General features: G+C 34.6%; 28 protein-coding genes and 2 pseudogenes. 27 read left to right on the forward strand and 3 right to left on the reverse strand.

The window, feature by feature from the left end; genetic code table 11:
* Positions 1 to 82 precede the first annotated feature (82 nt).
* From KGI96_RS02590 to KGI96_RS11235, 25 genes and pseudogenes are all read left to right on the forward strand, one after another.
* On the forward strand, positions 83 to 1102 hold the full coding sequence (locus KGI96_RS02590; protein ID WP_211597420.1) for a Fe(3+) ABC transporter substrate-binding protein: 1020 nt from the start codon (positions 83 to 85) through the stop codon (positions 1100 to 1102).
* Between the two features lie 488 nt (positions 1103 to 1590).
* Positions 1591 to 2823, forward strand: a complete 1233-nt coding sequence (gene moeA, locus KGI96_RS02595; protein ID WP_211597421.1) for a molybdopterin molybdotransferase MoeA — start codon at positions 1591 to 1593, stop codon at positions 2821 to 2823.
* An 8-nt stretch (positions 2824 to 2831) separates the two neighbouring features.
* On the forward strand, positions 2832 to 3839 hold the full coding sequence (gene moaA / locus KGI96_RS02600; protein WP_211597422.1) for a GTP 3',8-cyclase MoaA: 1008 nt from the start codon (positions 2832 to 2834) through the stop codon (positions 3837 to 3839).
* Positions 3840 to 3843: 4 nt separating this feature from the next.
* A complete protein-coding gene (moaB, locus tag KGI96_RS02605; protein WP_213156539.1) occupies positions 3844 to 4362 on the forward strand; it encodes a molybdenum cofactor biosynthesis protein B in 519 nt (172 codons plus the stop codon).
* 18 nt (positions 4363 to 4380) lie between these two features.
* A complete protein-coding gene (gene mobA / locus KGI96_RS02610; RefSeq protein ID WP_211597423.1) occupies positions 4381 to 5013 on the forward strand; it encodes a molybdenum cofactor guanylyltransferase in 633 nt (210 codons plus the stop codon).
* A gap of 4 nt (positions 5014 to 5017) precedes the next feature.
* Entirely contained in the window at positions 5018 to 5494 is a 477-nt protein-coding gene (gene moaC, locus KGI96_RS02615; RefSeq protein WP_211597424.1) for a cyclic pyranopterin monophosphate synthase MoaC, read from the forward strand.
* Positions 5478 to 5735: a MoaD/ThiS family protein gene (locus tag KGI96_RS02620; protein WP_211597425.1), complete on the forward strand. Its 258-nt coding sequence runs from the start codon at positions 5478 to 5480 to the stop codon at positions 5733 to 5735. The genes moaC and KGI96_RS02620 overlap by 17 nt, the downstream gene beginning before the upstream one ends.
* 2 nt (positions 5736 to 5737) lie before the next feature.
* Entirely contained in the window at positions 5738 to 6163 is a 426-nt protein-coding gene (locus KGI96_RS02625; protein ID WP_211597426.1) for a molybdenum cofactor biosynthesis protein MoaE, read from the forward strand.
* Positions 6164 to 6166: 3 nt separating this feature from the next.
* Positions 6167 to 7210 (forward strand): HesA/MoeB/ThiF family protein, encoded by a 1044-nt coding sequence (locus KGI96_RS02630; protein ID WP_211597427.1) that lies wholly within the window; start codon positions 6167 to 6169, stop codon positions 7208 to 7210.
* Between the two features lie 254 nt (positions 7211 to 7464).
* Positions 7465 to 8613: a pentaheme c-type cytochrome TorC gene (gene torC / locus KGI96_RS02635; RefSeq protein ID WP_211597428.1), complete on the forward strand. Its 1149-nt coding sequence runs from the start codon at positions 7465 to 7467 to the stop codon at positions 8611 to 8613.
* Between the two features lie 11 nt (positions 8614 to 8624).
* Positions 8625 to 11105: a trimethylamine-N-oxide reductase TorA gene (gene torA, locus KGI96_RS02640; protein WP_213156540.1), complete on the forward strand. Its 2481-nt coding sequence runs from the start codon at positions 8625 to 8627 to the stop codon at positions 11103 to 11105.
* A gap of 3 nt (positions 11106 to 11108) precedes the next feature.
* The gene (torD, locus tag KGI96_RS02645) at positions 11109 to 11696 is read left to right on the forward strand and encodes a molecular chaperone TorD (protein ID WP_211597430.1); all 588 of its coding nucleotides are present in this window, start codon (positions 11109 to 11111) and stop codon (positions 11694 to 11696) included.
* A gap of 94 nt (positions 11697 to 11790) precedes the next feature.
* Positions 11791 to 12012 carry a twin-arginine translocase TatA/TatE family subunit gene (tatA, locus tag KGI96_RS02650; protein ID WP_090922727.1) on the forward strand — a complete coding sequence of 74 codons (222 nt, stop codon included), beginning with the start codon at positions 11791 to 11793 and terminating at the stop codon, positions 12010 to 12012.
* A 107-nt stretch (positions 12013 to 12119) separates the two neighbouring features.
* Positions 12120 to 12776 (forward strand): cytochrome c biogenesis heme-transporting ATPase CcmA, encoded by a 657-nt coding sequence (gene ccmA / locus KGI96_RS02655; RefSeq protein ID WP_211597431.1) that lies wholly within the window; start codon positions 12120 to 12122, stop codon positions 12774 to 12776.
* The gene (ccmB, locus tag KGI96_RS02660; protein WP_211597532.1) at positions 12766 to 13431 is read left to right on the forward strand and encodes a heme exporter protein CcmB; all 666 of its coding nucleotides are present in this window, start codon (positions 12766 to 12768) and stop codon (positions 13429 to 13431) included. The genes ccmA and ccmB overlap by 11 nt, the downstream gene beginning before the upstream one ends.
* Positions 13432 to 13445: 14 nt before the next feature.
* Positions 13446 to 14177 carry a heme ABC transporter permease gene (locus KGI96_RS02665; protein ID WP_211597432.1) on the forward strand — a complete coding sequence of 244 codons (732 nt, stop codon included), beginning with the start codon at positions 13446 to 13448 and terminating at the stop codon, positions 14175 to 14177.
* A 104-nt stretch (positions 14178 to 14281) separates the two neighbouring features.
* Positions 14282 to 14479 (forward strand): heme exporter protein CcmD, encoded by a 198-nt coding sequence (gene ccmD, locus KGI96_RS02670; RefSeq protein ID WP_211597433.1) that lies wholly within the window; start codon positions 14282 to 14284, stop codon positions 14477 to 14479.
* Positions 14476 to 14997 carry a cytochrome c maturation protein CcmE gene (gene ccmE, locus KGI96_RS02675; RefSeq protein ID WP_211597434.1) on the forward strand — a complete coding sequence of 174 codons (522 nt, stop codon included), beginning with the start codon at positions 14476 to 14478 and terminating at the stop codon, positions 14995 to 14997. The genes ccmD and ccmE overlap by 4 nt, the downstream gene beginning before the upstream one ends.
* On the forward strand, positions 14997 to 16946 hold the full coding sequence (locus KGI96_RS02680; protein ID WP_211597435.1) for a heme lyase CcmF/NrfE family subunit: 1950 nt from the start codon (positions 14997 to 14999) through the stop codon (positions 16944 to 16946). The genes ccmE and KGI96_RS02680 overlap by 1 nt, the downstream gene beginning before the upstream one ends.
* Before the next feature lie 6 nt (positions 16947 to 16952).
* A complete protein-coding gene (locus KGI96_RS02685) occupies positions 16953 to 17495 on the forward strand; it encodes a DsbE family thiol:disulfide interchange protein (protein WP_211597436.1) in 543 nt (180 codons plus the stop codon).
* The gene (locus tag KGI96_RS02690) at positions 17495 to 17962 is read left to right on the forward strand and encodes a cytochrome c-type biogenesis protein (RefSeq protein WP_211597437.1); all 468 of its coding nucleotides are present in this window, start codon (positions 17495 to 17497) and stop codon (positions 17960 to 17962) included. Before KGI96_RS02685 ends, KGI96_RS02690 begins: the two co-directional genes overlap by 1 nt.
* A gap of 2 nt (positions 17963 to 17964) precedes the next feature.
* Positions 17965 to 18843, forward strand: a pseudogene (ccmI, locus tag KGI96_RS02695) (c-type cytochrome biogenesis protein CcmI).
* Positions 18844 to 18977: 134 nt separating this feature from the next.
* On the forward strand, positions 18978 to 20006 hold the full coding sequence (locus KGI96_RS02700) for a DUF1176 domain-containing protein (protein ID WP_211597438.1): 1029 nt from the start codon (positions 18978 to 18980) through the stop codon (positions 20004 to 20006).
* Positions 20007 to 20070: 64 nt separating this feature from the next.
* A complete protein-coding gene (locus KGI96_RS02705) occupies positions 20071 to 20301 on the forward strand; it encodes a hypothetical protein (protein WP_211597439.1) in 231 nt (76 codons plus the stop codon).
* Positions 20302 to 20383: 82 nt separating this feature from the next.
* Positions 20384 to 20578 (forward strand): annotated as a pseudogene (locus tag KGI96_RS11235) (Txe/YoeB family addiction module toxin); the annotation flags it as partial.
* A gap of 71 nt (positions 20579 to 20649) precedes the next feature.
* Here the strand turns inward: KGI96_RS11235 and KGI96_RS02715 are convergent.
* Positions 20650 to 21021: a YacL family protein gene (locus tag KGI96_RS02715; protein WP_211597441.1), complete on the reverse strand. Its 372-nt coding sequence runs from the start codon at positions 21019 to 21021 to the stop codon at positions 20650 to 20652.
* Between the two features lie 56 nt (positions 21022 to 21077).
* A complete protein-coding gene (locus KGI96_RS02720; RefSeq protein WP_213156541.1) occupies positions 21078 to 21845 on the reverse strand; it encodes an FNR family transcription factor in 768 nt (255 codons plus the stop codon).
* A gap of 231 nt (positions 21846 to 22076) precedes the next feature.
* Here KGI96_RS02720 and KGI96_RS02725 point away from each other — a divergent pair, with 231 nt between their 5' ends.
* Both KGI96_RS02725 and KGI96_RS02730 read left to right on the forward strand, forming a co-directional pair.
* Complete coding sequence (locus tag KGI96_RS02725; protein ID WP_211597443.1) at positions 22077 to 22916, forward strand: DUF817 domain-containing protein; 840 nt, start codon at positions 22077 to 22079, stop codon at positions 22914 to 22916.
* Between the two features lie 172 nt (positions 22917 to 23088).
* The gene (locus KGI96_RS02730; RefSeq protein ID WP_211597444.1) at positions 23089 to 24561 is read left to right on the forward strand and encodes an FAD-binding protein; all 1473 of its coding nucleotides are present in this window, start codon (positions 23089 to 23091) and stop codon (positions 24559 to 24561) included.
* 79 nt (positions 24562 to 24640) lie between these two features.
* On the opposite strand, the gene KGI96_RS02735 is transcribed toward KGI96_RS02730, so the two are convergent.
* Positions 24641 to 25612 (reverse strand): asparaginase, encoded by a 972-nt coding sequence (locus tag KGI96_RS02735; protein WP_211597445.1) that lies wholly within the window; start codon positions 25610 to 25612, stop codon positions 24641 to 24643.
* Positions 25613 to 25617: the final 5 nt, after the last annotated feature.

The following is a 25617-nucleotide window of genomic DNA, read 5'->3' on the forward strand; positions in this document are numbered from 1 at the left end:
AAGAACTATTATTTGCTCAATTCCTATATAAAAAATAATAGGTTTTATTCTCTTTTTTGTCCAAAAAATAAAGGAAACTATGATGAAAAAAATTTTATCAACTTGTGCTTTAGCACTACCAATCGTTTTATCTACTTCTGCGTTTGCAAAAAATGAAGTGAATGTTTATTCATATCGTCAGCCTCACTTAATTAACCCAATGCTTAAACAGTTTGAAAAAGACACTGGAATTAAAGTAAACGTGCTTTTCTCTGGTAAAGGTTTAATTAAGCGTATTCAAGAAGAAAAAGATCTTAGCCCTGCAGATGTGTTATTGACAGTAGATATTTCTCGTGTAATGGAATTAGTAGACTCTGGTTTTGCACAAAAAGTTAAATCTAAAGTTCTAGAAAAAAATATTCCATATCAATTCCGTGATTCAGATGGTGATTGGTTTGCATTAACCACTCGTGCAAGAGCAATTTATACTTCAAAAGATCGTGTAGGAAAATTACCTGCTGGCTTTGATTATATTGATTTAGCAAAACCTGAATATAAAGGTAAAATTTGTATCCGTTCTGGTAAAAATGCTTATAATGTATCACTCTTTGCCTCTTTAATTGAGCATTATGGCGTTGATGTTACTCGTGGTTTCTTGAAAGGCTTAAAAGCAAATCTTGCTCGTAAACCACAAGGTAATGACCGAGCTCAAATCAAAGGGATCGCAGCAGGTGAATGTGATTATGCCATCGCAAATAGCTACTATTTCGGTAAAATGCTTACAGATGAAAAACAAAAAGCACAAGCGGAAAAAGCCATTATCAATTTCCCTACAGGAAAATATGGTACTCACTTAAATATTAGTGGTATGGCATTGAGCAAATATGCACCAAATAAAGAAAATGCAATTAAATTAATGGAGTATTTATCTAAAAATACTGCACAAAAATTGTATGCTGAATTAAACCACGAATTCCCTGTGAAAAATGGTGTTAAACGTTCTAAATTAGTGGCAAGTTGGGGTGAGTTCACCGCTGATAAACTTCAATTAGAAAAAATTGCAGAGCATTATAAACAAGCTCTTCAACTAGTGGATGAAGTACAATTTGATATTGAAAAATAGTTTTTTATTATACTGTGAGAGACAGTCTCTAAATCCTATTTCCAAATAACTTTTATTAAACCTCGTCATTTTATGACGAGGTTTTTTGGTGATGTAACGCAACTATTTTTTAAATAAATTATCTTTTCAAGAACAAATCATCGTATTATATTATTTAAATAACCTCTTTCAATTTTGAGTTCATTTTTTTATAACCAGTGAGTCATTTTTGTTTAATCAATTGATCATTATAACCAAATTCTACTTATGGTTTCATATAGAATTCAAAATTTATCGGTTTTTCGTATAAGTAAGTAGAACGGCGACATTGACTAATTTACCAACATAGATTGTTAATTCAACATCCTTAGCAATGAGCTTACATATTTTGTTCTAATTTGCTATAATTATTTCCTTTTTGTTTACTAATTAGTATAGAAAAGCATTAAATAAAGTTTTATTGACCAATAATAAGACAAATTTTTAATCTTAAATATGGATAAATAAATATGATTCACGTTGAAGAGCTACGTCGCATTATTATAGAGGATATAACAAGTATCCCTAAAAACACACAAACTGAAAAGGTTGAATTACTTAATGCGATTGGTAGAGTATTAAGTGATGATATTATCTCTAGTATCAATATTCCAACGTCATCAGTATCCGCAATGGATGGTTATGCGTTGCATTCAAGCCGTCATAATTTTCAAGAAAATTGCGAGTTTGTGTGTATTGGGGAATCTATCGCAGGAAAACCTTTTGAGGGCGTGTTAGGTTCTGGCGAATGTGTACGTATTATGACGGGGGCGGTTATTCCTGAAAATACCGATTGTGTTGTAATGCAAGAGAATGTTCAGCGTGAAGAAACAGAGAATAAAATCACAATTAAGCTAATGAAAACGCAACCTTTGGGCAATAATATTCGTCGTGAAGGCGAGGAAGTGTCTAAGGGGTTAGCGGTATTAAAAGCAGGGCATTGTATTTCTGTTACCGATATTCCTTTATTAGCAAGTGTGGGCTGTGGTTCAGTCAATGTTTATAAGCCGTTAAAAGTCGCTGTTTTCTCAACGGGCGATGAGTTGCGTGAAGCGGGTGAAGTATTACAAAAAGGGCAAATCTACGATTCAAACCGTCCAACTGTAAAAGCATTATTGCAATCTTTCCCTGTGATCATCAATGATTACGGCATTATCAAAGACAATCCTGATGAAATCAGCCGTATTTTAGAAAAAGCAGCGAGCGAAAATGATATCGTGGTAACCTCTGGTGGTGTGTCTGTTGGGGATTATGATTTCTTAAAAGATTGCGTGAGCAAACTGGGTAATATCGTACAATATAAAGTTGCTTTAAAACCGGGTAAACCTTTTGTATTTGGTCATTTAGGCAAGGCTCGTTATTTTGGTTTACCGGGTAATCCGCTTTCAACCACAATCAGTGCAACCCTATTTTTACTTCCTGCGATTTATCAATATTTTGGTGTTACCTTACCGAAATTAAGCGTAAAAGCAAAATTAGGTAATGAAATTAAACGCCGTTCAGGTCGTACTGAATTACAACGTGGTTTTGTTGAGAAAGATGCAAATAATGATTGGGTGGTTTACACGCAATTCTCACAAGATTCACACCGTATTTATCAGTTAAGCCAAGCGAATGCGTTTGTCTATTTGCCAGCAGAAAAGGCTGAGTTTGAAAAAGAGGAATATGTTGAGATTTTTCCTTTAAACGGCAAATTTTTGTAGAGGTGTAAATGAGAAATCTTACCGAGACTGATAATAAATCAGCCCCTTTAACTGATTTATTTCAGCGGAGATTAAGTTATTTACGCTTGTCAGTAACCGATTTATGTAATTTTAAATGTAATTATTGCTTGCCCGATGGTTATCAAGGAAAGAAGTCACAAAATGAATTAACAGTGTCTGAAATTGATAACTTGGTTTCAACTTTTGCGGATTTAGGCACAAAGAAGATCCGTTTAACAGGTGGCGAGCCAACGTTAAGAAAAGATATTAACGAGATTATCCAAGTGTGTCAGCGACCAGAGCATATTGAAAAAGTGGCGTTGACAACAAATGGTTGGAAGTTAGAGCAACATTATAAAAAATGGATCGATTCAGGGCTTAATCAGATCAATATTAGTGTGGACAGTTTAGATGAAGATACCTTTGAACAGATCACGGGGCGACGTTCTTTGGGATCAATTTTAAGAGCCATTGATCTAATAATGGATTATAAGCCGTTACCGATTAAACTCAATGCGGTGTTACTTAAAGAAAGTGGCGTTCAGCAACTGCACAGTGTGTTGGCATTTATTAAGGATAAACCGATCAGTTTTCGTTTTATTGAGTTAATGCAAACCGCAGAAAATAATTTATTGTTTGAAAATTCGCATTTAAGTGCGAGTCGCATTGTAAAAATTTTAGAAAGAGAAGGTTGGACGGCGTTACCACGAGGTAAAGACGCAGGTCCTGCCGTAGAATATGCCCACCCTGACTATATGGGAAGAATGGGCGTGATCGCACCTTATAGCAAAGATTTTTGTAAAAATTGTAACCGTTTAAGAGTAACCGCAATGGGGAACTTGCATTTATGCTTGTTTGACAGCTTTGCGTTTAATATTCGTCCTTATTTGGCGGATGGTAAGCGGTCAGATTTGATCAATTATTTACAAAATTTAATGCCACAAAAACCAGAAATGCACCATTTACATGAAAACAATTCTGGCTTAATTACAAATTTATCTATGATTGGAGGATAAGAAAATGCACGATGGTGGAAAACAATTTGAACCATTAAATATTGCCATTTTAACCGTATCGGATACCCGTACTTTTGCGGAAGATACGTCAGGCGATTACTTGCAAGAATCATTACTTAAAGCAGGGCATAATTTATATGAACGTAAATTGTGTACCGATCATCTTTATGATATTCGTGCAATCGTAAGTCAATGGATTGCGGATAAAGAATGCCAAGTTGTGATTATCACAGGTGGAACAGGTTTTTACGATAAAGATATTACCCCAGAAGCCGTAAGCATTTTATTTGATAAAACCGTTTATGGCTTTGGCGAAGTATTCCGTCAATGTTCACAAAATACTGTTCAATTATCAACGATTCAATCACGTGCCGTAGCAGGTGTGGCAAATCGTACCTTGATTTTTGCTATTCCGGGTTCAACGGGGGCGTGTAAAACAGCGTGGGGCGATATTTTAGAAAATCAATTAGATGCAAGAACAAAACCTTGCAACTTTGTGCCACACGTTAGATTTATCAAATAATTGTCTTAAAGAGTAACAATGAATAAATTAGCACATATTGCTATCTTAGCAGGTGGCAACAGTCGCCGAATGGGGCAGAATAAAGCACAGTTACTTTTTGAAGGCGAAACCTTGCTTTCAAGATTGGTGCAAGACGCTCGTCAATTAGGCTTAGCCACTTTTGTATGTGCTGATGATTATACTTATTCAGAAATTGCAACGCACCACATTACGCTATCCCCTGATTTATTGCTGAATAAATCAGGGGCATTATCTGCCATTCAACCTGTGTTAGAGCAGAGCTATTTAGCAAATCAGCAGTGGTTGTGGGTATATAGTTGTGACGCGTTGTTATTGCCGTCAGAAATTATTGATTTATTTCAGCAAGCGATTGATGAAATCAATGCAAATCAAGATACACAAACAAAAACTATTTTATTAAAAAATCACAAATTATTACCGTTGGTAGGGTTATATCACACATCCTTAGCGAAGGATTTAAAAGACTATTTGTTAGAAGGCAATCGTCGAGTAATGCCGTTTTGTGATCAATTTAAGATGAAAGAAATTGAATTACCAGATTCTGTGAGTTTATGTTGTAATTTTAATACGCCAGAGCAGTTTGAGAACGCAAAGCAACAGTACGCTCGATATAGAAAAAACATAGGTTAAAAAAATGAATTTTACCCATTTAGATAATAATGGAAATGCAAATATGGTGGGTGTGAGCAATAAAGTTGCCACACACCGCACAGCCAAAGCAATGGCGAAGATCCGTTTTCCACAAGATATTTATCAAATTATTTTGGAAAATGATCGTCAAACCCCAAAAGGATCAGTTGAGGGGATCGCACGAATTGCGGGGATTATGGGGGCAAAACAGACCTCAAATTTAATTCCGCTTTGCCACCCATTACCTTTGGAAAAATGTAAAGTCTCTTTTGAATATTCAGAAACAGAGCCAGTTTTAACCATTTATACCTCTGCGGAAGTCACCCATAAAACAGGGATTGAAATGGAAGCCTTAACCGCAGCGAGCGTTTCAGCTTTAACGGTTTATGATATGTGTAAAGCATTGACACACAATATGATTATTGAAGACATTCGCTTATTAGAAAAAACAGGGGGCAAAAAAGATGTCTGTATCAAATAATACCTTTAAAATTTTATATTTTGCGGTTTTTCAAGAAAAAGCGAATAAATCAGAAGAAATACGTTCGTTAAGTGGCAATCTAACTGCTGAAATATTATTTAGTAATATTTGTGCAGAGCTAGGTGTTGAATTATCTCAAAAACAAGTGCGAGTGAGCGTGAATCATCAGTTTACCCCTTGGGATACGGTAATTATGCCAAATGATATCGTAGCGTTTATTCCACCAGTAGCAGGGGGCTAACAATGTTTTTAATTAAATCAGAAGAATTTGATATTGAAAGCTATAAAAAAGCACTACGTTTAGATGAATGTGGCGGTTATTGTAGTTTTGAAGGTTGGGTAAGAAATCATAATAACGACAATCAAGTGCGTGGATTGGAATACAGTGCGTATGAAGAATTAGCCGTTGCCACAGGCGAGAAAATTGTTGCCAAGGCAAAAGAGCTATTTGATATTGAAGAAGCCATTTGTATTCATCGTGTGGGTAAATTAGCGATTGGCGATTTAGCGGTGTGGGTTGGCGTGAGTGCCAAACATCGTGGGGCAACCTTTGAAGCTTGTCAGTATATTATTAACACCTTGAAAGCCGATGTGCCGATCTGGAAAAAAGAGTTTTATTTAGACAAAGAAACGCACGAGTGGGTTTCAAATATTGAGAGCCGACCTTAGTTTATGCAACATTCAACCCTTGATGTTTCTCGCCAGTTACTTGTAAAAGGAATGACAGCAGAGAAACAACAGCAGTTAAATAACAGTCGAGTATTGGTCATCGGTGCAGGTGGGCTAGCAACAACGGCAGTCAGTTATTTAGCAATGTCAGGTATTAGGCATATTACGATTGTTGATTATGATAATATCGAACCAAGCAATTTGCACCGTCAAACGTTGTTTACCCAAAGTGATTTAGGTAATAATAAAGCCGAAACGGTTAAGCAATATTTGTTGGCTCGTAATCCGCAGTTAGATGTAAAAGCCATCGGTTCTTCATTAGATGTGCAAACATTATTACGTTTAATCTCACAATATGAAGTGGTGTTGGATTGTACAGATATGTTGTCTTTTAGCTATATGTTAAATGATGTCGCGATTTTACGCCAAATCCCCGTTATTTTTGCAAATGCCTCAGCAATGACAGGGCAACTTTTCACGATGATCCCTCAAAAAGATCAGCCATTTAGCTGTTTCCGTTGTATGTGGCCAGAAAGTGTAGAAGTAACCGGAAGTTGCGATATTCTTGGCGTATTAGGACCAGTTCCTGGTACGATGGGTTGTTTGCAAGCCTTAGAAGCGATTAAGCTACTTTCAGGATTTTATCCTGTGGCAGAAAGTACACTTTATCATTTTGATTTTTATTCGTTGAGTTTAAACAAGATCGCTATTCCTTTTGATCAGGATTGTTGCCATTCGCAGAATGATAAAATAGTTGTGAATCGCTATACAGCAAATTTAGTTTTTCAAGGGGAATTAGATCAAGCGTTGGAACAGGGGTATGAAATTATTGATATTCGTCGTGAAAATGAAATGAATACAAGACCTTGTAAATATGCGACAGCCCATTTTACGCCAGATCAATTATTAGATAATCCGAGTGATTTTCTATCAAAATCTAAATCTTATATTTTTATTTGTAGCAATGGTACAAGGAGTAAAAGTCTTGTGAAATATTTGCAATATAGTGGATTTAGTCAGACATTTACTTATCAAGAAGATTGGTAAAGTTTGTAAGAGTAAGCGGTAATATTTTCCATAAAATTTGCAAATTTTATTCAAAATGTAACCACTTATAATAGAAGCGATACTTTATTATTAAACAAAGATTGTTTGATTTTAAACAACTTTTATTACATTTTGTAACTATATCTTTACATTTTCAGAATGTATAATACCAAATTAACATAATTTATTTTATTTTATTTTATTACTAGTTTTTACTAGTAAATCTATTTTTTATTTTTAAGTTGGAGTGTTCAATGAAAGTATTTCATTGGTTAAAGAATTTTTTCTTTAAACCGTCTAAATTAGGGCTAGGTGTTTTATTGGTAGTCGGTGCTATCACAGGTATTATTGCTTGGGGGGTATTTAATACGGTAATGGATAAAACAAGCACGGAAGAGTTTTGTGTGAGCTGCCATTCGATGGAACAACCATTAGCAGAATTAAAAGAAAAATCACATTGGTCAAATAAGTTTGGTGTAACAGCATCTTGTTCGGATTGTCATTTACCTCATAATATGATTGATAAATATATTCGTAAGATCAAAGCATTAAGAGAAGTTTATGCAGAAATGGTTGGTAAATATGATGAAGAAGGTGCTTTCGAAAAACATCGTTTAGAAATGGCAGAAAGAGAGTGGGCAAGAATGTCAGCCAATGGTTCACAGGAATGCAAAAACTGTCATCGCTATGATAGAATGAAATTTGATAAAATGTCAGAAGCTGCAAGAAATGCAATGAAACCAGCAGCAGAGAAAGATCAAAGCTGTATTGATTGCCATAAAGGTATTTCACATCATTTGCCAAAACCAAAAGAAGTTGAAGCGGTAAGTGATTTAACAGCAGGAACAACTTATTTCACGAAAGAGAGTGCTAAATTATTCACTGATGAAAATATGCAACAGGAAATTGGCTATTTAGAAACGGCCGTACCTGTGACATTTATTAAATCAGCAGATAAAGCGGACTTAGTTGAGTTTACCGTGTGGCGTAAGGCGAAAGGTTTTGGTCGTATTGGTTATCACGAAATGGGTAAAAATATTACCGATGCGGTATTAACTAAGAAGTTTATGAAAACTAAACCTAAACAATATGAAGTACTTGAAAAAGTTAAAGATTCTGTTACTCGTTTAAAATGGCAAAAAATTAAATTGCAAGCATGGGTTGTAAAATCACAGTTAATAGAGAACATTGATAGCCTTTGGGCGAAAGCAGAAGGTGTGTATAAAACACAATGTAGTACTTGTCATAAGCAACCAGATGTTGCACATTTTGATGCAAATACTTGGATTGGTTTATTTAATGGAATGGTTGGCTTTACTAGTATAGATGAAACAACTGGTAAACAAGTATTGCGTTATTTACAAATGCACTCATCAGATTTTGAAAAACATCCGAATAAATAAGGAGAAACATTATGCAACAATCTCGTCGTCAGTTTTTAACCAGTGCTTCGGCAATGGCTGCAACTCTTTCAATGCCAAGCTTTCTTGTTTCAAGAAATGCATTTGCAAATACGGAGTCGTCAGAGTGGAAATTAAGCGGTTCACACTGGGGTGCATTTCGTGCCAAAGTTGAAAATGGTAAAGTAAGTGCAGTTAAAGCATTTGAGTATGATAAAAACCCAACAGAAATGCTTAAAGGGATCAAAGGATTAATTTATAGTGAAGCCCGTGTTCGCTATCCTATGGTACGTTTAGATTGGCTTAAAAACCGTAAAAATCCTGAAAAATTAGTAGGTGTTGAAAACCGTGGAGATAATCGTTTTGTACGTGTGTCTTGGGACGAAGCGTTAGATTATTTCTATCAAGAATTAGATCGTGTTCAAAAAAATTATGGTCCTTGGGCATTACACACTGCAAACGTAGGTTGGCGTTCAACAGGTCAATTCCACAGTTGTGGTAACCATATGAACCGTGCTGTGGGTATGTTTGGACATAGTGTCACTTCTGCGGGAGATTATTCTACTGGGGCGGGACAAGTTATTCTTCCTTATGTTTTAGGTTCAACCGAAGTTTACTCACAAGGAACATCTTGGGATGTAATCTTAAAAGAAAGTGAAAATATTATTTTCTGGTCAAGCGATCCTGTTAAAAACTTACAAGTTGGTTGGAACTGTGAAACTCACGAAGCTTATGCTTATTTAGAACAATTAAAACAGAAAGTTGCGGCAAAAGGCGTAAATGTCATTTCTGTTGACCCTGTTAAAACAAAAACACAGAATTTCTTAGGTTGTGAACATCAGTATATCAACCCACAAACAGACGTTGCGATGATGTTGGCAATGGCGTATGTGCTTTATACTGAAAAATTATACAATGAAGACTTTATTGATACTTATACCGTAGGTTTTGAAGATTTTGTTCCATACTTAATGGGTGAAACAGAAGATAAAGTTGCAAAAACACCAGAATGGGCAGAAAAAATCTGTGGTATTCCAGCAGATAAAATCCGTGAATTTACTCGCTCATTAGTGGGTAAACGTACACAGTTTATCTTTGGTTGGGCAATTCAACGTCAACAACACGGTGAACAACCATATTGGATGGCGGCTGTTTTAGCATCAATGTTAGGACAAATTGGTTTACCAGGTGGTGGTATTAGTTATGCTCACCATTATAGTTCCGTAGGTGTTTCAAGCTCAGGTGCGGCAATGCCAGGTGCATTCCCACTTAATATTGATGAAGGTCAAAAGCCTGTTTACGATAACAAAGATTATAAAGGTTATAGTGCGGTTATTCCTGTGGCAAGAGCAACAGATTCGATTCTTCACGCCGGCGAAACCATTAACTATAACGGTAAAAAAGTGGTTTATGCACCATATAAAATGGTTATCTTCTCTGGTTGTAACCAGTGGCATCGTCAATCACAACATAACAAAATGAAAGAAGCGTTCAAAAAATTAGAAACCGTTATTTCTGTTGATTATGCTTGGACTGCAACTTGTCGTTTTGCGGATATCGTATTACCAGCTTGTACACCATTTGAACGTAACGATATTGATGGTTACGGTTCATACAGTGCACGTGGTGTGATTAAAATGGAAAAATTAGTTGAGCCTTTATATGAGTCTCGTTCAGACTTTGAGATCTTTAAAGATCTTTGTAAACGTTTTGGTAAAGAGAAAGAATATACGCGTGGTATGAATGAAATGCAATGGGTTGAGTCACTTTACGAAGATTGTCGTAAAGAGAATAATGGCAAATTTGAAATGCCACCATTTGCAGAGTTCTGGAAAAAAGGTTATGTGTTATTCCCAGAAGGTAAACCTTGGGTACGTCACGCTGACTTCATTGAAGATCCAGAATTACACGCACTAGGTACACCATCAGGCTTTATTGAAATTTTCAGCAATAAAATAGCTGAGTATGGGTATAATAACTGTAAAGGACATCCAATGTGGTTTGAAAAAGAAGAGCGTTCTCACGGTGGTCCTAAATCAGATAAATACCCATTCTGGTTACAATCAGCTCACCCAGATAAACGTTTACACTCACAAATGTGTCAATCAAAAGAGTTACGTGAAACCTATACAATTCAAGGTCGTGAACCATTATTTATGAACCCAGAAGATGCGAAAAAATTAGGTATTGCTCACGGTGATTTAGTTCGTGTATTTAATGATCGTGGTCAAGCGATTGTTGGGGCTCATCTATCTGATAATTTCCCAAGTGGTGTGTTACGCTTACAAGAAGGGGCTTGGTTCTCACCATTAGGTGCAGAAGACGGTGCTATTGATACCTATGGTTCACCAAATACAATGACATTAGATATTGGTACATCTGAGCTTGCTCAAGCAGTATCAGCAAATACTTGTATTGTGAATGTTGAAAAATATCAAGGCGATGCACCAACACCAAATGGCTTTACTGGTCCAACAGAAGTTAAGTTATCATAAAATATGATTAACTTAGAAAAAGAAGAAAAGGCATTTCTTTGCACGTGGTTTGGCAGTTTGCTAAGCCACGAGCTTACAGAAGAGCAGCTTAAACAATATCAGCAAGGTACGTTTGAGCCATTATTTGAGTTATTATCTGAGCTGTTATCTGAACAAGGATTGTCATCACAGGTTCAACAGATTAAATCTGATATAACTCAAATCAATGAAATGCCTTATGGTCAGTTAGAGCTAGCCGCTGATTTTACGCAACTTTTCTTACTTGATGGAGAAAGTAGTGCATTGCCGTATGCTTCTGCTTATTTAGAAGAAGAGGATTTAGCAACGAACCTTAACTATATGGATTCATTGTTAACACAATTTGGATTGCAATTTAATCAAGAAAGTAAAGAACCCAGCGATCATATTGGTGTTTATTTAGAAATCTTGAATAAATTAGTGACAGAATCTGATTCTGAAAAACAGCAAGATTTTATACAAAATTATTTATTAATATGGTTAATTCCATTTAATGAAAAAGTACAAAAAGTTAAAACCAAAACAATGTTTTACCAAAATATTGTAGCGGTACTTGTTGCGATATTCAGTTAATAAGGTAGCGTTAAATTTATAACGAAGTGTGGTTGGATAAAAAACATTCAACCACATTTTATTCTATTTAGAGTATTATTTTTAGGAGATGAAAATGGGAATTAGTCCTTGGCAGTTATTAGCAATTGTTGTTGTCGTTATATTACTTTTTGGAACAAAAAAATTAAGAAATATGGGTTCTGATCTTGGTGGAGCAATGAAAGATTTCAAAAAGGCAATGAAAGATGAAGGACAAGAAATCGAAGCTAAAGATGCAGAATTTGAAAAAATTGTAGATGAAGTTAAACAAGATACAGTAAAGCAAGAGAAAAAATAAAATTCTCTTATAAATAAAGGTTATTTTTAAGATCCTGTGATAAATTTATTTTCACAGGGTTTCTTGTTATTAGTATTTTATAAAAAATAAAGATTAATCAATATATTATGTCAAACAATAATCAATTAAAAGTTGTGCAACTTTGTTGCCAGAGAGGAAATAAACGACTATTCAGTCATTTAGATTTTTGCTGGAATGCAGGTGATTTTGTGCAAGTTGAAGGGCATAATGGTATTGGAAAAACCAGCTTGTTACGTATTTTAGTTGGATTAGCTCAACCTTTAAGCGGTGAGATCTTTTGGAATAATTGCAAAATTCATAAAAATCGAGAAGAGTATCACCATAATTTACTTTATTTAGGACATCTTGCAGGAATTAAACAAGAATTAACCGCTTGGGAAAATTTACAATTTTATCAAAAAGTGACAGATTGTAAGCAAGGCGACGATATTTTGTGGGACGTTTTGCAAAAGGTTGGTCTGTTTGGGCGTGAAGACATTATTGCAAGCCAGCTTTCAGCAGGGCAACAAAAACGTATTGCTTTAGCACGATTATGGTTATCTAATGCACCTTTGTGGATTTTAGATGAACCTTTTAATGCGATTGATAAACAAGGTGTTCAGGTTTTAACCCAATTATTTGAGCAACATACTCAAAAGGGGGGAATTGTAATTTTAACCAGTCATCAAGCAATTCCAAGTGAAAAATTGAAAATACTTCAATTAAAAGAGTATAAATATCAGGATAATTATGATGATATTTAGTCAAATTATTAAAAGAGAATTACAAATTGCAATGCGAAAGCAAGCAGAAATTTTAAATCCGTTGTGGTTTTTTCTGATTGTTTTAACTTTGTTTCCACTCGCTGTGGGATCGGATCCCGTATTGCTTTCAAAAATAGCTGCGGGCATTGTGTGGGTGGCGGCGTTGCTTTCAGCGTTGCTCTCTTTTGAACGCTTATTCCGTGATGACTTTATAGATGGTTCATTAGAACAAATAATGTTACTTTCTCAACCTTTGCCGATGATTGTTTTAGCAAAAGTGATTGCTCATTGGCTATTAACAGGTTTACCCTTGATTTTATTATCCCCTATTGCGGCATTATTACTCTCTTTGGAAATTCAAGTTTGGTGGGCATTGGTACTTACATTATTACTTGGCACACCGATTTTAAGTTGCATTGGTGCAATAGGCGTAGCATTAACCGTTGGGCTAAGAAAAGGAGGGGTTTTATTAAGTTTATTAGTCCTTCCTCTTTTTATTCCAGTATTAATTTTTTCCGCCTCAGTATTAGATGCAGCAAATTTACAATTACCTTATCACGGTCAACTGGCTATTTTAGGGGCATTTTTAGCAGTAGCAATCACTTTATCACCTTTTGCAATTGCCACTGCATTAAGAATTAGTTTAGATCAATAAAAGGATAACAAAGAATGTGGAAATGGTTACACCCTTATGCTAAATCAGAAACTCAGTATTATTTGTGTGGAAAATTTATTCCATTATTTGCAGTACTAAGTATTGCATTATTAGGCGTTGGAATTGTATGGGGGTTGGCTTTCGCTCCAGCAGATTACCAACAAGGGAATAGTTTTAGAATTATGTATATTCACGTTCCAAGTGCAATTTGGTCTATGGCTGTTTATGGTTCAATGGCAATTGCGGCTGTTGTGGCATTAGTTTGGCAAATTAAACAAGCCCATATTGCAATGATTGCAATGGCACCGATTGGTGCAACTTTTACATTTATTGCACTGGTTAAAGGAGCTATTTGGGGCAAACCAATGTGGGGTACTTGGTGGGTGTGGGATGCACGTTTAACCGCCGAACTTATTTTATTTTTTCTTTATATTGGTGTAATCGCACTTTATTCAGCCTTTCAAAATGAAAGAGTAGGGGCAAAAGCAGCGGGTATTTTGAATATTGTTGGGGTAATCAATTTACCTATTATCCATTTTTCAGTAGAGTGGTGGAATACCCTACATCAAGGGGCAAGTATTACAAAATTTGAAAAACCATCCATCGCTACCCCAATGCTAATACCATTAATTTTATGTATTTTTGGTTTTATGATGCTCTATATTTGGTTTACCTTAGTACGTTACCGAGTAGAGTTAGTGAGAAGTGAGAAAAATCGTGCTTGGGTGCAGGATTTAGTAAAATAAGCGGTTATATTTAATTAAAAATTTACACATTTTTTATAATTTATATTTGTAGAGACAGGGCGTGCCCTGTCTACGAATATAAAAATATGGAGAACAGAACAACAATGTTTTTTCAATCTTGGAGTGATTTTTTTAATATGGGAGGCTACGGTTTTTATGTCTGGATCGCTTATGGGATTTCTTTTGTCGCAATTTTAGTTTTAGGTTTGCAAAGCATTAGCAGTAAGAAAGCACTATTTAAAGAAATTAAACGAGAGCAAGAGCGTAAACAACGTCAGCAAAATATGAGAGGAAATTTATGAATCCTAGACGTAAATCCAGACTAACAATTATTATTTTTGTATTAGTGGGCGTGACTATTGCATCTACTTTGATGCTCTATGCACTACGCCAAAATATTGATTTCTTTTACACGCCATCAGAAGTAATTTATGGCAAACTTGATGAATTTGATACTCCAACTAAACCTAAAGTAGGACAACGTATCCGTGTGGGTGGAATGGTTGTGGTTGGTTCTGTTGAACGTGATAATAAAAGCTTAAAAGTTACCTTTGAACTGAATGATATCGGACCTTCAATGACGGTTAAATATGATGGTATTTTGCCTGATTTATTCCGTGAAGGGCAGGGGATAGTTGCTCAAGGGGTGCTTGTTGCACCAACAGTGTTAGAAGCAACAGAAGTATTAGCAAAACACGATGAAAACTATGTACCACCTGAATTAAATGACCAAATGAAAAAAATTCATAAACCTATGGGTGTGTCTAATTTAACGCGTGAAAGTGAAAAAGATCGTCAACAATTGAAAGAAGGTAATTAATGATTGCTGAATTAGGTAACTATACTTTATCTCTTAGTTTAGCTATTTCATTGCTCTTAGCTATTTTTCCACTTTGGGGTGCTGAAAAAGGCAATGCTCAGTTAATGGCGTTGGCTCGTCCAATGGCATACAGCTTATTTTTAAGTTTAACTCTTTCTTTTTTTGCATTATTTTATTTATTTGCAACCAATGATTTCTCAGTGCAATATATCGTAAACAATTCCAATACAAATTTACCTTTGGAATACCGTTTATCGGCAGTGTGGGGATCTCACGAAGGGTCACTTTTATTATGGATTTGGTTGCTTTCTCTTTGGAGTGCAGCGGTTGCCTTTTTTAGCAAACCGTTGCCACAAGAAGCGGTCGCTCGTGTATTAGGTATTTTAGGTATTGTGGCGATTGGATTTTTAATCTTTGTGTTATTTACCTCTAATCCTTTTGATCGAACTTTCCCTGACTTTCCAGTAGAAGGGCGAGAACTTAACCCTTTATTACAAGATATAGGACTCATTTTTCATCCTCCATTACTTTATATGGGTTATGTCGGTTTTTCTGTGGCGTTTGCATTTGCGATTGCTTCATTGATGACAGGACGACTTGATACCGCGTGGGCGAGATGGTCAAGACCTTGGACAATGGCGGCGTGGATCTTTCTTACCTTAGGAATTGTATTAGGTTCTTGGTGGGCATATTACGAACTTGGCTGGGGCGGTTGGTGGTTCTGGGATCCTGTTGAAAATGCCTCGCTAATGCCTTGGTTGGCTGGGACAGGCTTATTACATTCCCTTGCTGTGACTGAAAAACGAGGTTCATTTAAAGCGTGGACAGTATTATTAGCTATTTTAGCTTTTTCACTCTGTTTATTAGGTACCTTTTTAGTGCGTTCAGGTATCTTAGTTTCTGTGCATAGTTTTGCCTCTGATCCTACACGTGGTTTATATATTTTAGCTTATTTAATTGTCGTTGTAGGAGGATCTTTTGGATTATACGCTTACAAAGGAAATCAAATTCGCTCTCGTCATAATGCAGAACATTATTCACGAGAAACAGCCCTATTTTTAAATAATATTTTCTTAATGACTGCATTAACAGTAGTTTTTTTAGGGACATTGTTGCCCTTAGTGCATAAGCAATTAGGATTAGGTACTATTTCGGTTGGTGCACCTTTCTTTAACCAAATGTTCCTCTATATTATGATTCCTTTTGCCCTATTACTAGGTGTGGGTCCTTTAATAAAATGGCGACGAGATAAGTTTTGTGCTATTCGTAAACCTTTTATTATCAGCTTAATTATTATGCTAATTTTAGGTTTTATGTTACCGCTTGTACTACAAAGTAAAATTACCGCAACGTCAGTATTAGGATCAATGATATCTGTATTTATCGTGCTATTTAGTCTTTATGGACTACATCAACGATCCACCCATAGACACAGTTTCTTAGTGGGAATAACCAAATTATCTCGTTCTCATTGGGGAATGATATTGGCTCATTTAGGGGTCGCAATGACAGTATGGGGCATCGCATTTAGCCAAAATTACAGTGTTGAACGTGATGTACGAATGAATGTTGGAGAAAGTGTCAAAGTCGCTGATTATGATTTCAAATTACAAGGTATCTCAGAGGCAAACGGGGCAAACTATATCGGCGGTAAGGCTCAAATTGATATTACCAAAAATGGGCAATTTGAAACCACATTATTTGCAGAAAAACGTTTTTATACGGTCAGCAAAATGTCGATGACTGAAGCAGCCATTGATTGGGGATTTAGCCGTGATTTATATGTAGCTTTAGGTGAACAACTTTCAGATGGTGCGTGGGCATTACGTTTATACTACAAACCATTTATCCGTTGGATTTGGTTTGGGGGTATATTTATGGTACTTGGCGGTTTGCTGTGTATTTTTGATCGCCGTTATCGTTTTTCAACATTGTTAAAAGAGAAGTAAATTATTATGAATAAAAAACGTTATATTCCACTGATCCTTTTTTTGGTTTTAGTGATCGCATTTTTTGTACAATTACAACACAATGCTCAAGGTGATGATCCTAGGGCATTAGAAAGTGCCTTAATTGGTAAACCATTACCAGCTAAAGAATTAAACGATCTCTTTGACGACAAAATACACAGAAATGAACTTTTTAAACAAGGTAAGCCTTTGTTAGTGAATGTGTGGGCGACGTGGTGTCCAACGTGTTATGCAGAACATCAATATTTAAATCAATTAGCTAAGCAGGGGATTAATATTATTGGCGTGGACTATAAAGATGATCCTAAAAAAGCACGACAATGGCTTAAAAAATTAGGCAATCCTTATCAAACGGTGATTATCGATGAAAAGGGCTCTTTTGGATTAGATTTAGGGGTTTATGGTGCACCTGAAACCTTTATTGTAGATGGTAAGGGGATTATTCATTATCGTCATACTGGAGATATCAATTCAAAAGTTTGGCAACAAAAATTACAACCTATTTATAATAAATTAAGTGAAAAATAATGAAAAAAATAGTCTATTTACTTCTTTTTTGTTTTAGCCTTTCAGCTGTTGCGGCTATTGATGCGTTAGATTTTTCCTCACCACAGCAAGAAGAGGATTATCACACCTTAACACAGGAATTACGTTGTCCACAATGTCAAAACAATAATATTGCAGATTCTAATGCAACTATCGCCGTAGATATGCGAGCAAAGGTTTTTGAGTTATTACAAGAAGGTAAACAAAAACAAGATATTATTGATTATATGGTGGAACGCTACGGTCATTTTGTGACTTACGATCCGCCTGTTACAACGGCAACAGCAATCTTATGGATTGCACCAGTACTATTAATTTTATTTGGGCTATTTTTTATTTTCAGCCATCATTCAAGAAAAAAGAAAACACAAAAAATTGCAAAAAGTAATGAAAATCTGACCGCTTCCGAGCAACAACGTTTAGCTACATTACTTAAAGAAAAGGAATAAAAATGAGTTTTTGGATAATCGCTATTGTCATTACTGCAATTATAGGATTGATTGCTTTCTATCCATTATTTTGGGATACCGCTAAAGATAAAGGTATTAATCGTAATAAACTTAACAAAGCTTTTTATTTCAATCGGTTACGAGAGTTAAATGATGATGAAGAGCAGGGGTTGTTAGATAATAGCAAGCAAATTAAAACTGAATTGCAACAAGCCTTGTTACAAGATATTCCAGAGCAGGAAGAAGCTCCTGAAGATAAAAAAAGTTTTGGGAAAATTTGGGGTATTTCAGGTTTTTTAACTTTACTTATTTTAGCAACCTTAAGTTATATACAAGTTGGATCGTGGCAACAATAAGCAATGCTTGAAATGACCTATCAAAAATTGCCTTACTTTTATGAAAGGTTAAAAGACGAAACTAAACCACTGGATAAAAGTGAACTACAACAATTAACCATTGCATTACGTTTAAAATTACAAAAAGAGCCTGAAAATGCACAAAATTGGTGGAAACTAGGGCAGATTGCAATGGTGCAGGAAAAAGGGCAACTCGCTTTTGATAGCTTTGCACAAGCCCATAAATTTGAGCCTGAGAATGTAAAATATAAACTTTCTTATGTACGTTTTTTACTGTTTTCTCAGGATAAAATGGAGAATGTAAAAGGTATGCAATTATTAAAAGAAATATTAAGAGTAGAACATACCAATCTAGAAGCATTGAGTTTATTAGCTTTTCAGTATTTTGAAAAAGAGAATTATGAAAGAGCAATGACAACCTGGATAATGATGTTGCGTTTACTTCCAAAGGATGATCCCAAAGTAAGTATTATTGAAAAAAGTATTTTAATCGCAAAAGAAAAATTAGAGCAACAACAAAAGTAATAAATAAAGAATAATTCCAAAAATATAGCGGTATGATTTTTGCAAAAATTTGCAAAGATCGTACCGCTTTCTTATAATGGAGAAACCTCAACTTTCCCTCGTGCTTAATGCAACACCTTTAAAAAGGATCTCAAATGAAAATAATACAAAGCCTCTTAGTTTTATTATGCTTCTTTTCACCAACCACAATGGCAAATGAATTGAGTGATGAAACCACTAAAGAAATGCCAAATTTTCAACATAAAGATTGGGAATTAGCTTGTGATAATACAGGGACTTGTCGAGCCGCAGGGTATAACCCTGAAAGTGAATATGAATATCTTGTTTCTGTTATGTTGACTCGAAAAGCAGGAAATAAGCAAAAAATAAGTGCAGAGATACAATTTAGTACAATTGCGTATGATGGACGTAATACTTGTCCTCGCGAGGTCTATTTTGGTATAAATCGTAAAGGACAAGGTCATATTCGCCTATCGAAAGCCTGTACTGGTAAGTTGAATAAAAAGCAAACTCAAGCATTATTAAATGCGTTGAAAAAGGTAAGTGTCATTAAATTTGGAACAAAAAAAGATACCTTTACCCTTTCCGATAAAGGGGCAACGGCGGTATTGTTAAAAATGGATGAGTATCAGAAACGAATAGGAAAGCCATCAGCATTAATTAAAAAAGGCAAAAGTAAAGAAGCAGTTTTACAACCAAAAGCCAAGCCAATTATTACTATTCCTGTGATGCCAAAAGCTAAAAAACACTTAACTTTTGGATTGTTAAAAAGCAACCTTAAAAAACAATTAAATACGATACCTTGTGATTTTGTTGAGAAAAATACCGATATTTGGGCTTATGATTTAAATGATAAAAAGTCATTATTACAAATACCTTGTATGATGGCAGCTTATAATTATTCTGATTATTATGTGGTAGTTGATAAGCAATTGAATGAAGTACAAGCGAGTGTAGGTGAGGGGAATGGTTATGAGAATGGCATTATTTCAGGTCATTGGAAAGGGCGTGGAATAGGGGATTGTTGGTATACAACTGAATACGCTTGGAGTGGTAAAAAGTTTGTTTTAAGTCAAGATTCCTACACTGGAATGTGTCGTGGTTTTCCTGGAGGTGCTTGGGATTTACCGAGTTATGTGAGTGAAATTAAACGATTGAAATAAGTTGTACTCAATAATTAAGCTGAGTATAATTATTTTTAGCTTATAAGTAATAAAAGGGGAAAATATGCAAGCAATATATTTAAAAGACAATATTTCTGAAGAGCAATATCAAATGGCGGTACGGGTGCTAGAAGCAATGAATATTGGCGTTGAACGAGCAGAGAAGAAGCTATCTGAAAGTGAGACCAAAATGAGCAAAGAAGCCTTTTATGCAAAAATTGACAGAGGATTAAACACGCCTTTGGAACAGTGTCGAGAGCTGAGTGGAGAATATAAAAAGGAATTATTTGGTTAATGACTTATACAATTATAGTTACACCTGAGGCAGAGAAAGATCTAAAAAAGCATAAAAAATATGGTAATAAAAAACTGCTCAAAAAATTCAACATTTTTTAGAGGAAATTACAATTCACCCTAGAACTGGTACAGGACAGGTTGAGCGTTTAAAACATTATAGTGAACGTGAAATTTATTCACGAAGAATTGATAAAGAGCACCGTTTAGTTTATGAAATTAGAGATGATAAAGTGATTGTTATTCTAATCAGTGCCTATGGACATTATGATAATTGAGAGGATAGCGGTCACTTATTTTGAGTTTTTTGCAAATTTAAAAAATAAAGATACCGCTTGTTCTCTATTTATTAATGAAAAGTATTTAAAAAAGATTGATAATCTAGTATAAACTTTTCAAAATCATCAATCCCGCATACGGCAATGCTTTCTTGGGTATAAAGTTGAAAATCCTCTTCAATATCATCAGAATAATTATCAAGCATTAAACTGTTTGCTTTCGCCATTACTTCATCATCATTAATATAAAGACTGTATTCTTTTCCAATTAAATGCCATTCAAAAGGGCTTGGATAAGTTGCTTTACATTGAGTAATTTTATCTAAAATAATGGGAAGATGGGCTTCTTCAAGTTCATTATTTAGCCAAGAAGCAAAAGCCTCATATTCCATTGAACATTTTGCGACAATGTTATACGCCATTCGAGTAAATTGATAATCCATTTTTTATTCCTCATATTTTTAAGCGGTATGATTGTTGTTATTTTTTACAAATTTTATTATGCAGTTTGAACAATAGGGATTTGAGGTTTAGTAGAACCAGCCATTTCAGTTAATTGTTCCATCTCATTAATAGTAATATATTTTCCCTGAACCGAAATCATTCCAGATTTTTGAAAACGACTAAGTAAACGGCTAATGGTTTCAATAGTCAAGCCAAGATAATTACCAATGTCACCTCGAGTCATTGTTAAACGAAATTCACGTGCAGAGAAGCCTAGAGCAAAGTAACGCTGAGACAGATTGTATAAAAAAGCGGCTAATTTTTCTTCTGCATTCATTCTAGAAAGTAATAAAATCATCTCTTGATCATTTCTTATTTCATTACTCATTAAACGCATAATTTGATGTCGAATTTTTGGCATTTTACTTGAAAGATCATCTAAAATATCAAAGGGGATTTCACAAATCATTGAGGTTTCAAGTGCTTGGGCAAAGCCGATATGAGTCATTGTATTGATAGCATCGAAACCAATTAAATCACCAGGAAGATGAAAAGCGGTAATTTGCTCTTCACCATTTTCGCTTAATGTGTAATTTTTAATTGTACCTGAACGAATAGCATAGAGTGATTGTAAGGGGTCGCCTGATTTAAAGATAATTTGAGATTTTTGGATAGGTTTTTTTCGCTCAATAATATTATCTAGTTGATTTAATTCGTGATCGTTAAGGGTAAAAGGTAAACATAACTGACTAATATTACAATTTTGACAGTGGATCGAGCTACATTTATGTTTAGATATTTTCGATTCTGATATAATTTTCATAAAATTAAGCTTTCCCTAAATACTAAAAATTTGATTTAGGACAAATTTTAACACTATTTTAGGGTATAATGAAAGTATGATTTTTATTAATTTAATGAAATATTATTTTAGGAGAATAAAATGCCAGCAGAAAAATTAACAAAGAAAAGATTAATTCAAATTATTATAATATTGGTTATTCTGGTAGGGGCTTTTATTTATCGTACTTATTACCCTCATTAGGATATAAAAATGCTTAATCAAATTGATCATTGGTTAATGATGCCACACAAAATCAAAGCGTTAACAGGAATAAAACGCTTTTTTGTCGAATTATGCTTTTTTTGTTTAAAAGAGTTAAGAGCGTGTCTATTTGCTGGATTATTTTTTATTGCAATATTTATCATTCCAAGAGCTGGATTACTGGGTATTCCTCGTTATGATCTGTTGCTGATTTTTGCGATTAGTTTACAAGCATTAATGCTATTTTTTAAACTGGAAACATTTGATGAATTAAAAGCGATTACTATATTTCATATTGTCGGTTTTGCCTTAGAAGTCTTTAAAACATCAAGTAGTGTCCAATCTTGGGCGTATCCTGATTTTGGATATACCAAATTATTTGGAGTCCCCCTTTTTAGTGGCTTTATGTATGCAGCAGTCGGAAGTTATATTATTCAAGCGTGGCGTCTATTTGATCTTAAAGTAATAAATTATCCTCCATACTGGTTAGCGACGTTAGCTTCAGTCTGTATTTATATTAACTTTTTCACTCATCATTATATCGGTGATTATCGTTGGTATTTAGCCTGTTTTGTATTAGGGTTATATGCTCAAACAAAAGTATATTTTACGTCTTATGATAAACAGCGAAGTATACCGTTGTTAGTCTCTTTTGGATTAATTGGATTTTTTATTTGGCTGGCTGAAAATATAGGAACATTTGCAGGAATATGGCGTTATCCAAATCAATTAAATCATTGGTCTATGGTACATCTCGGTAAATGGGGAGCGTGGGCATTACTGGTTATTATGACTTTTACTATTGTCGCTAATTTAAAACATATTAAAAAAACCATTAAAGGAATTTAAAAGTTAAAAAATATAATAATAAGTGAATTGTACACAATGGATTAGGTGTATGAGTAGTAGAAGTTCAAAAATTTCAGCACTACACCTAACATCAAAATCCGCAAATTATTAAGTGCAAAATTGGGATTTACCCCCTATAATCCATCTACATATAATTTAACTTTTTTCTAAAATGATAAACAAAAAATCTCTCTTCTATGTATTAACTGCGTTATTAATTATTTTTATTTCTATTCCCGCTTTTCATTTAATTAAAACTTATTTAAATGAAGATAATAGCAAGGTTGAAATTCCTAAAGGCTATACCAATGATGCCAGTGAATTAAATCTCACAAAGGTTGATCAAATCATTGATGTGGCACAGTCCAAAGAGGCGATAATTAGCCAGCTAAAAGATATTCTTAAGTATGCGAAAACAAACCACAAAGCTATTTCAATGGCAGGTGCCAAGCATAGTATGGGTGGGCATACGATGTATCCTGATGGTATTGTGCTAAATATGCGTCCTTATAATCAAATGCAATTAGACACCACGAATAATATTTTAACTATTGGTTCTGGGGCATTGTGGGAAGAGGCGTTGAATTATTTAGATCAATTTGATAAATCCATTGCGGTAATGCAGGCGTTTAGCTCTTTTTCAATTGGCGGTTCTATTAGCGTGAACGGTCACGGTTGGCAAAAAGACTCTCCTCCTGTTTCTTCCAGTGTGATTTCATTTACCTTGATGGATCATAATGGAAATATCTTAAATTGTAGTCGCACTGAAAATCCTGAATTATTTAGTTTAGTAATTGGTGGATATGGTCTATTTGGGATTATTCTTGATGTAAAACTTAAAGTAGTGGATAACGAGGCGTTACAGTTTAAATCACTGCGTTTAAAACCTGAAAATTATGTTAAAGAATATAAAAAGTTTGTTTCAGATAATCCTAAAGTAAAACTCGCTTTTGGGCGATTACGTATTTCTAATAAAGCGTTTTTAGAAGAGGCAACCTTGAATTATTTTGAACAGGTGGATCAAAAACCGTTACCTTTAGAGCAGGGAAGTGCCAAAAGTACAGAAGCGAAACGCCTTGTATTTAGAAGTAGTGTAAACAGTGAATATGGTAAGCGATTACGCTGGGATTTGGAAAAAGGAATGAATGAAATTACAGAAAATCACGTTTTTTCTCGTAATGATTTATTAAATGACGATGTAAAATTAATTGAAAATAAAGACAATCATTCAACGGATATTTTACACGAATATTTTATACCCGAACGCAATGTGACAAAATACATTAATGCCCTTAAAACAGTTTTACCTAACCAACAGATTGATTTACTGAATATTACGATACGTAATGTTTATCAAGATAATGACAGCTACTTAAATTACGCAAGGGAAAATGTGTTTGGTTTTGTATTTTTATTTAATCAAAAGAAATCTCAAGAAGATGAATTAGAAATGCAAAAATTAACCAAAGCGTTAGTTAACATTGCCCTTGAAATGGAAGGTACCTATTATTTACCTTATCGATTGCATATTGATAAACCTTTGTTTAATAAAATTTATCCTCAAGGTCAACGCTTTTTCAAATTAAAATTGAAGTATGATCCAGAGGAATTATTTAATAATAAGTTTTATCAGCATTATAAATAAATAAATAAGAAAGGAAAGAAGCGGTATGATGTAAACAAAAATTTGCAAATTTTTTATAAAATCATACCGCATTATTACTTCATAAATAGAAATAATCACCAAGAGGCTGATTTAATTGTTGATTAAGTAAAATTAATAATTTAATTCTTGCTTTTTGACCGCTTAAACCAGTCGTAAAGATCACCCCTTCTTGTTTTAATCTACAGCCTCCACCAAGATAGTCATAAACATCCTGCGTGACGCCATTAAAGGCTCTAGAAACCAGTACAACGGGGATGTTGGCATTTAATAGGGCAGAAACGCCTGCCAAACAAGTGGGAGGTAAATTTCCTGCACCTAATGCCTCAATAACCACACCATCGCATTCATTGTTTGCCAAATATTTCAATAATTCACTGTTCATTCCTGCATACGCTTTGATCAATGCTACATTGGTTTTTTCTAAATGTTCAAAAGGAAAATGTTCATAGTGAGTTAAACGTTGAAAATATAACACTTTATCTTTGGCAATTAATCCACAAGGTCCAAAAGTTGGGGTTTGAAAGGTTGCTACATTGGTGGTATGTGTTTTAGTGACAAATTTGGCATTGTGAATTTCATCATTCATCACCACTAAAACGCCACGTCCTACACTTTCAGGATTTAATGCCACTAAAATAGCATTTTGTAAATTCACTAAGCCATCAGAACCTAACTCGTTACTTGAACGCATTGCCCCCGTAATGGTAATAGGAATATCGGTATCAATACTTAATTCAAGAAAATAAGCGGTTTCTTCAAGGGTATCTGTACCGTGCGTAATCACAATGCCCGTATAACCCTCTTCAAAAATCGCTCGTTCAATTCTATTTTTTAAATAAATCCAATGGGTTAAATCAATATGCGGCGAAGGGACGTTAAAAATAGCCTCTTGCTCAATTTTAGTTGAAATATGTAACTTGTTTAGTGAATTTATTAATGGATTATTTTGAGAAGGAATAACACGTCCTTCTTCATCTTCACTCATTGAAATTGTGCCACCCGTATGTAATATTAATAGTTTATTGACCATATTCT

Source organism: Phocoenobacter atlanticus subsp. cyclopteri, assembly GCF_018343795.1.
Taxonomy (GTDB): domain Bacteria; phylum Pseudomonadota; class Gammaproteobacteria; order Enterobacterales; family Pasteurellaceae; genus Phocoenobacter; species Phocoenobacter atlanticus.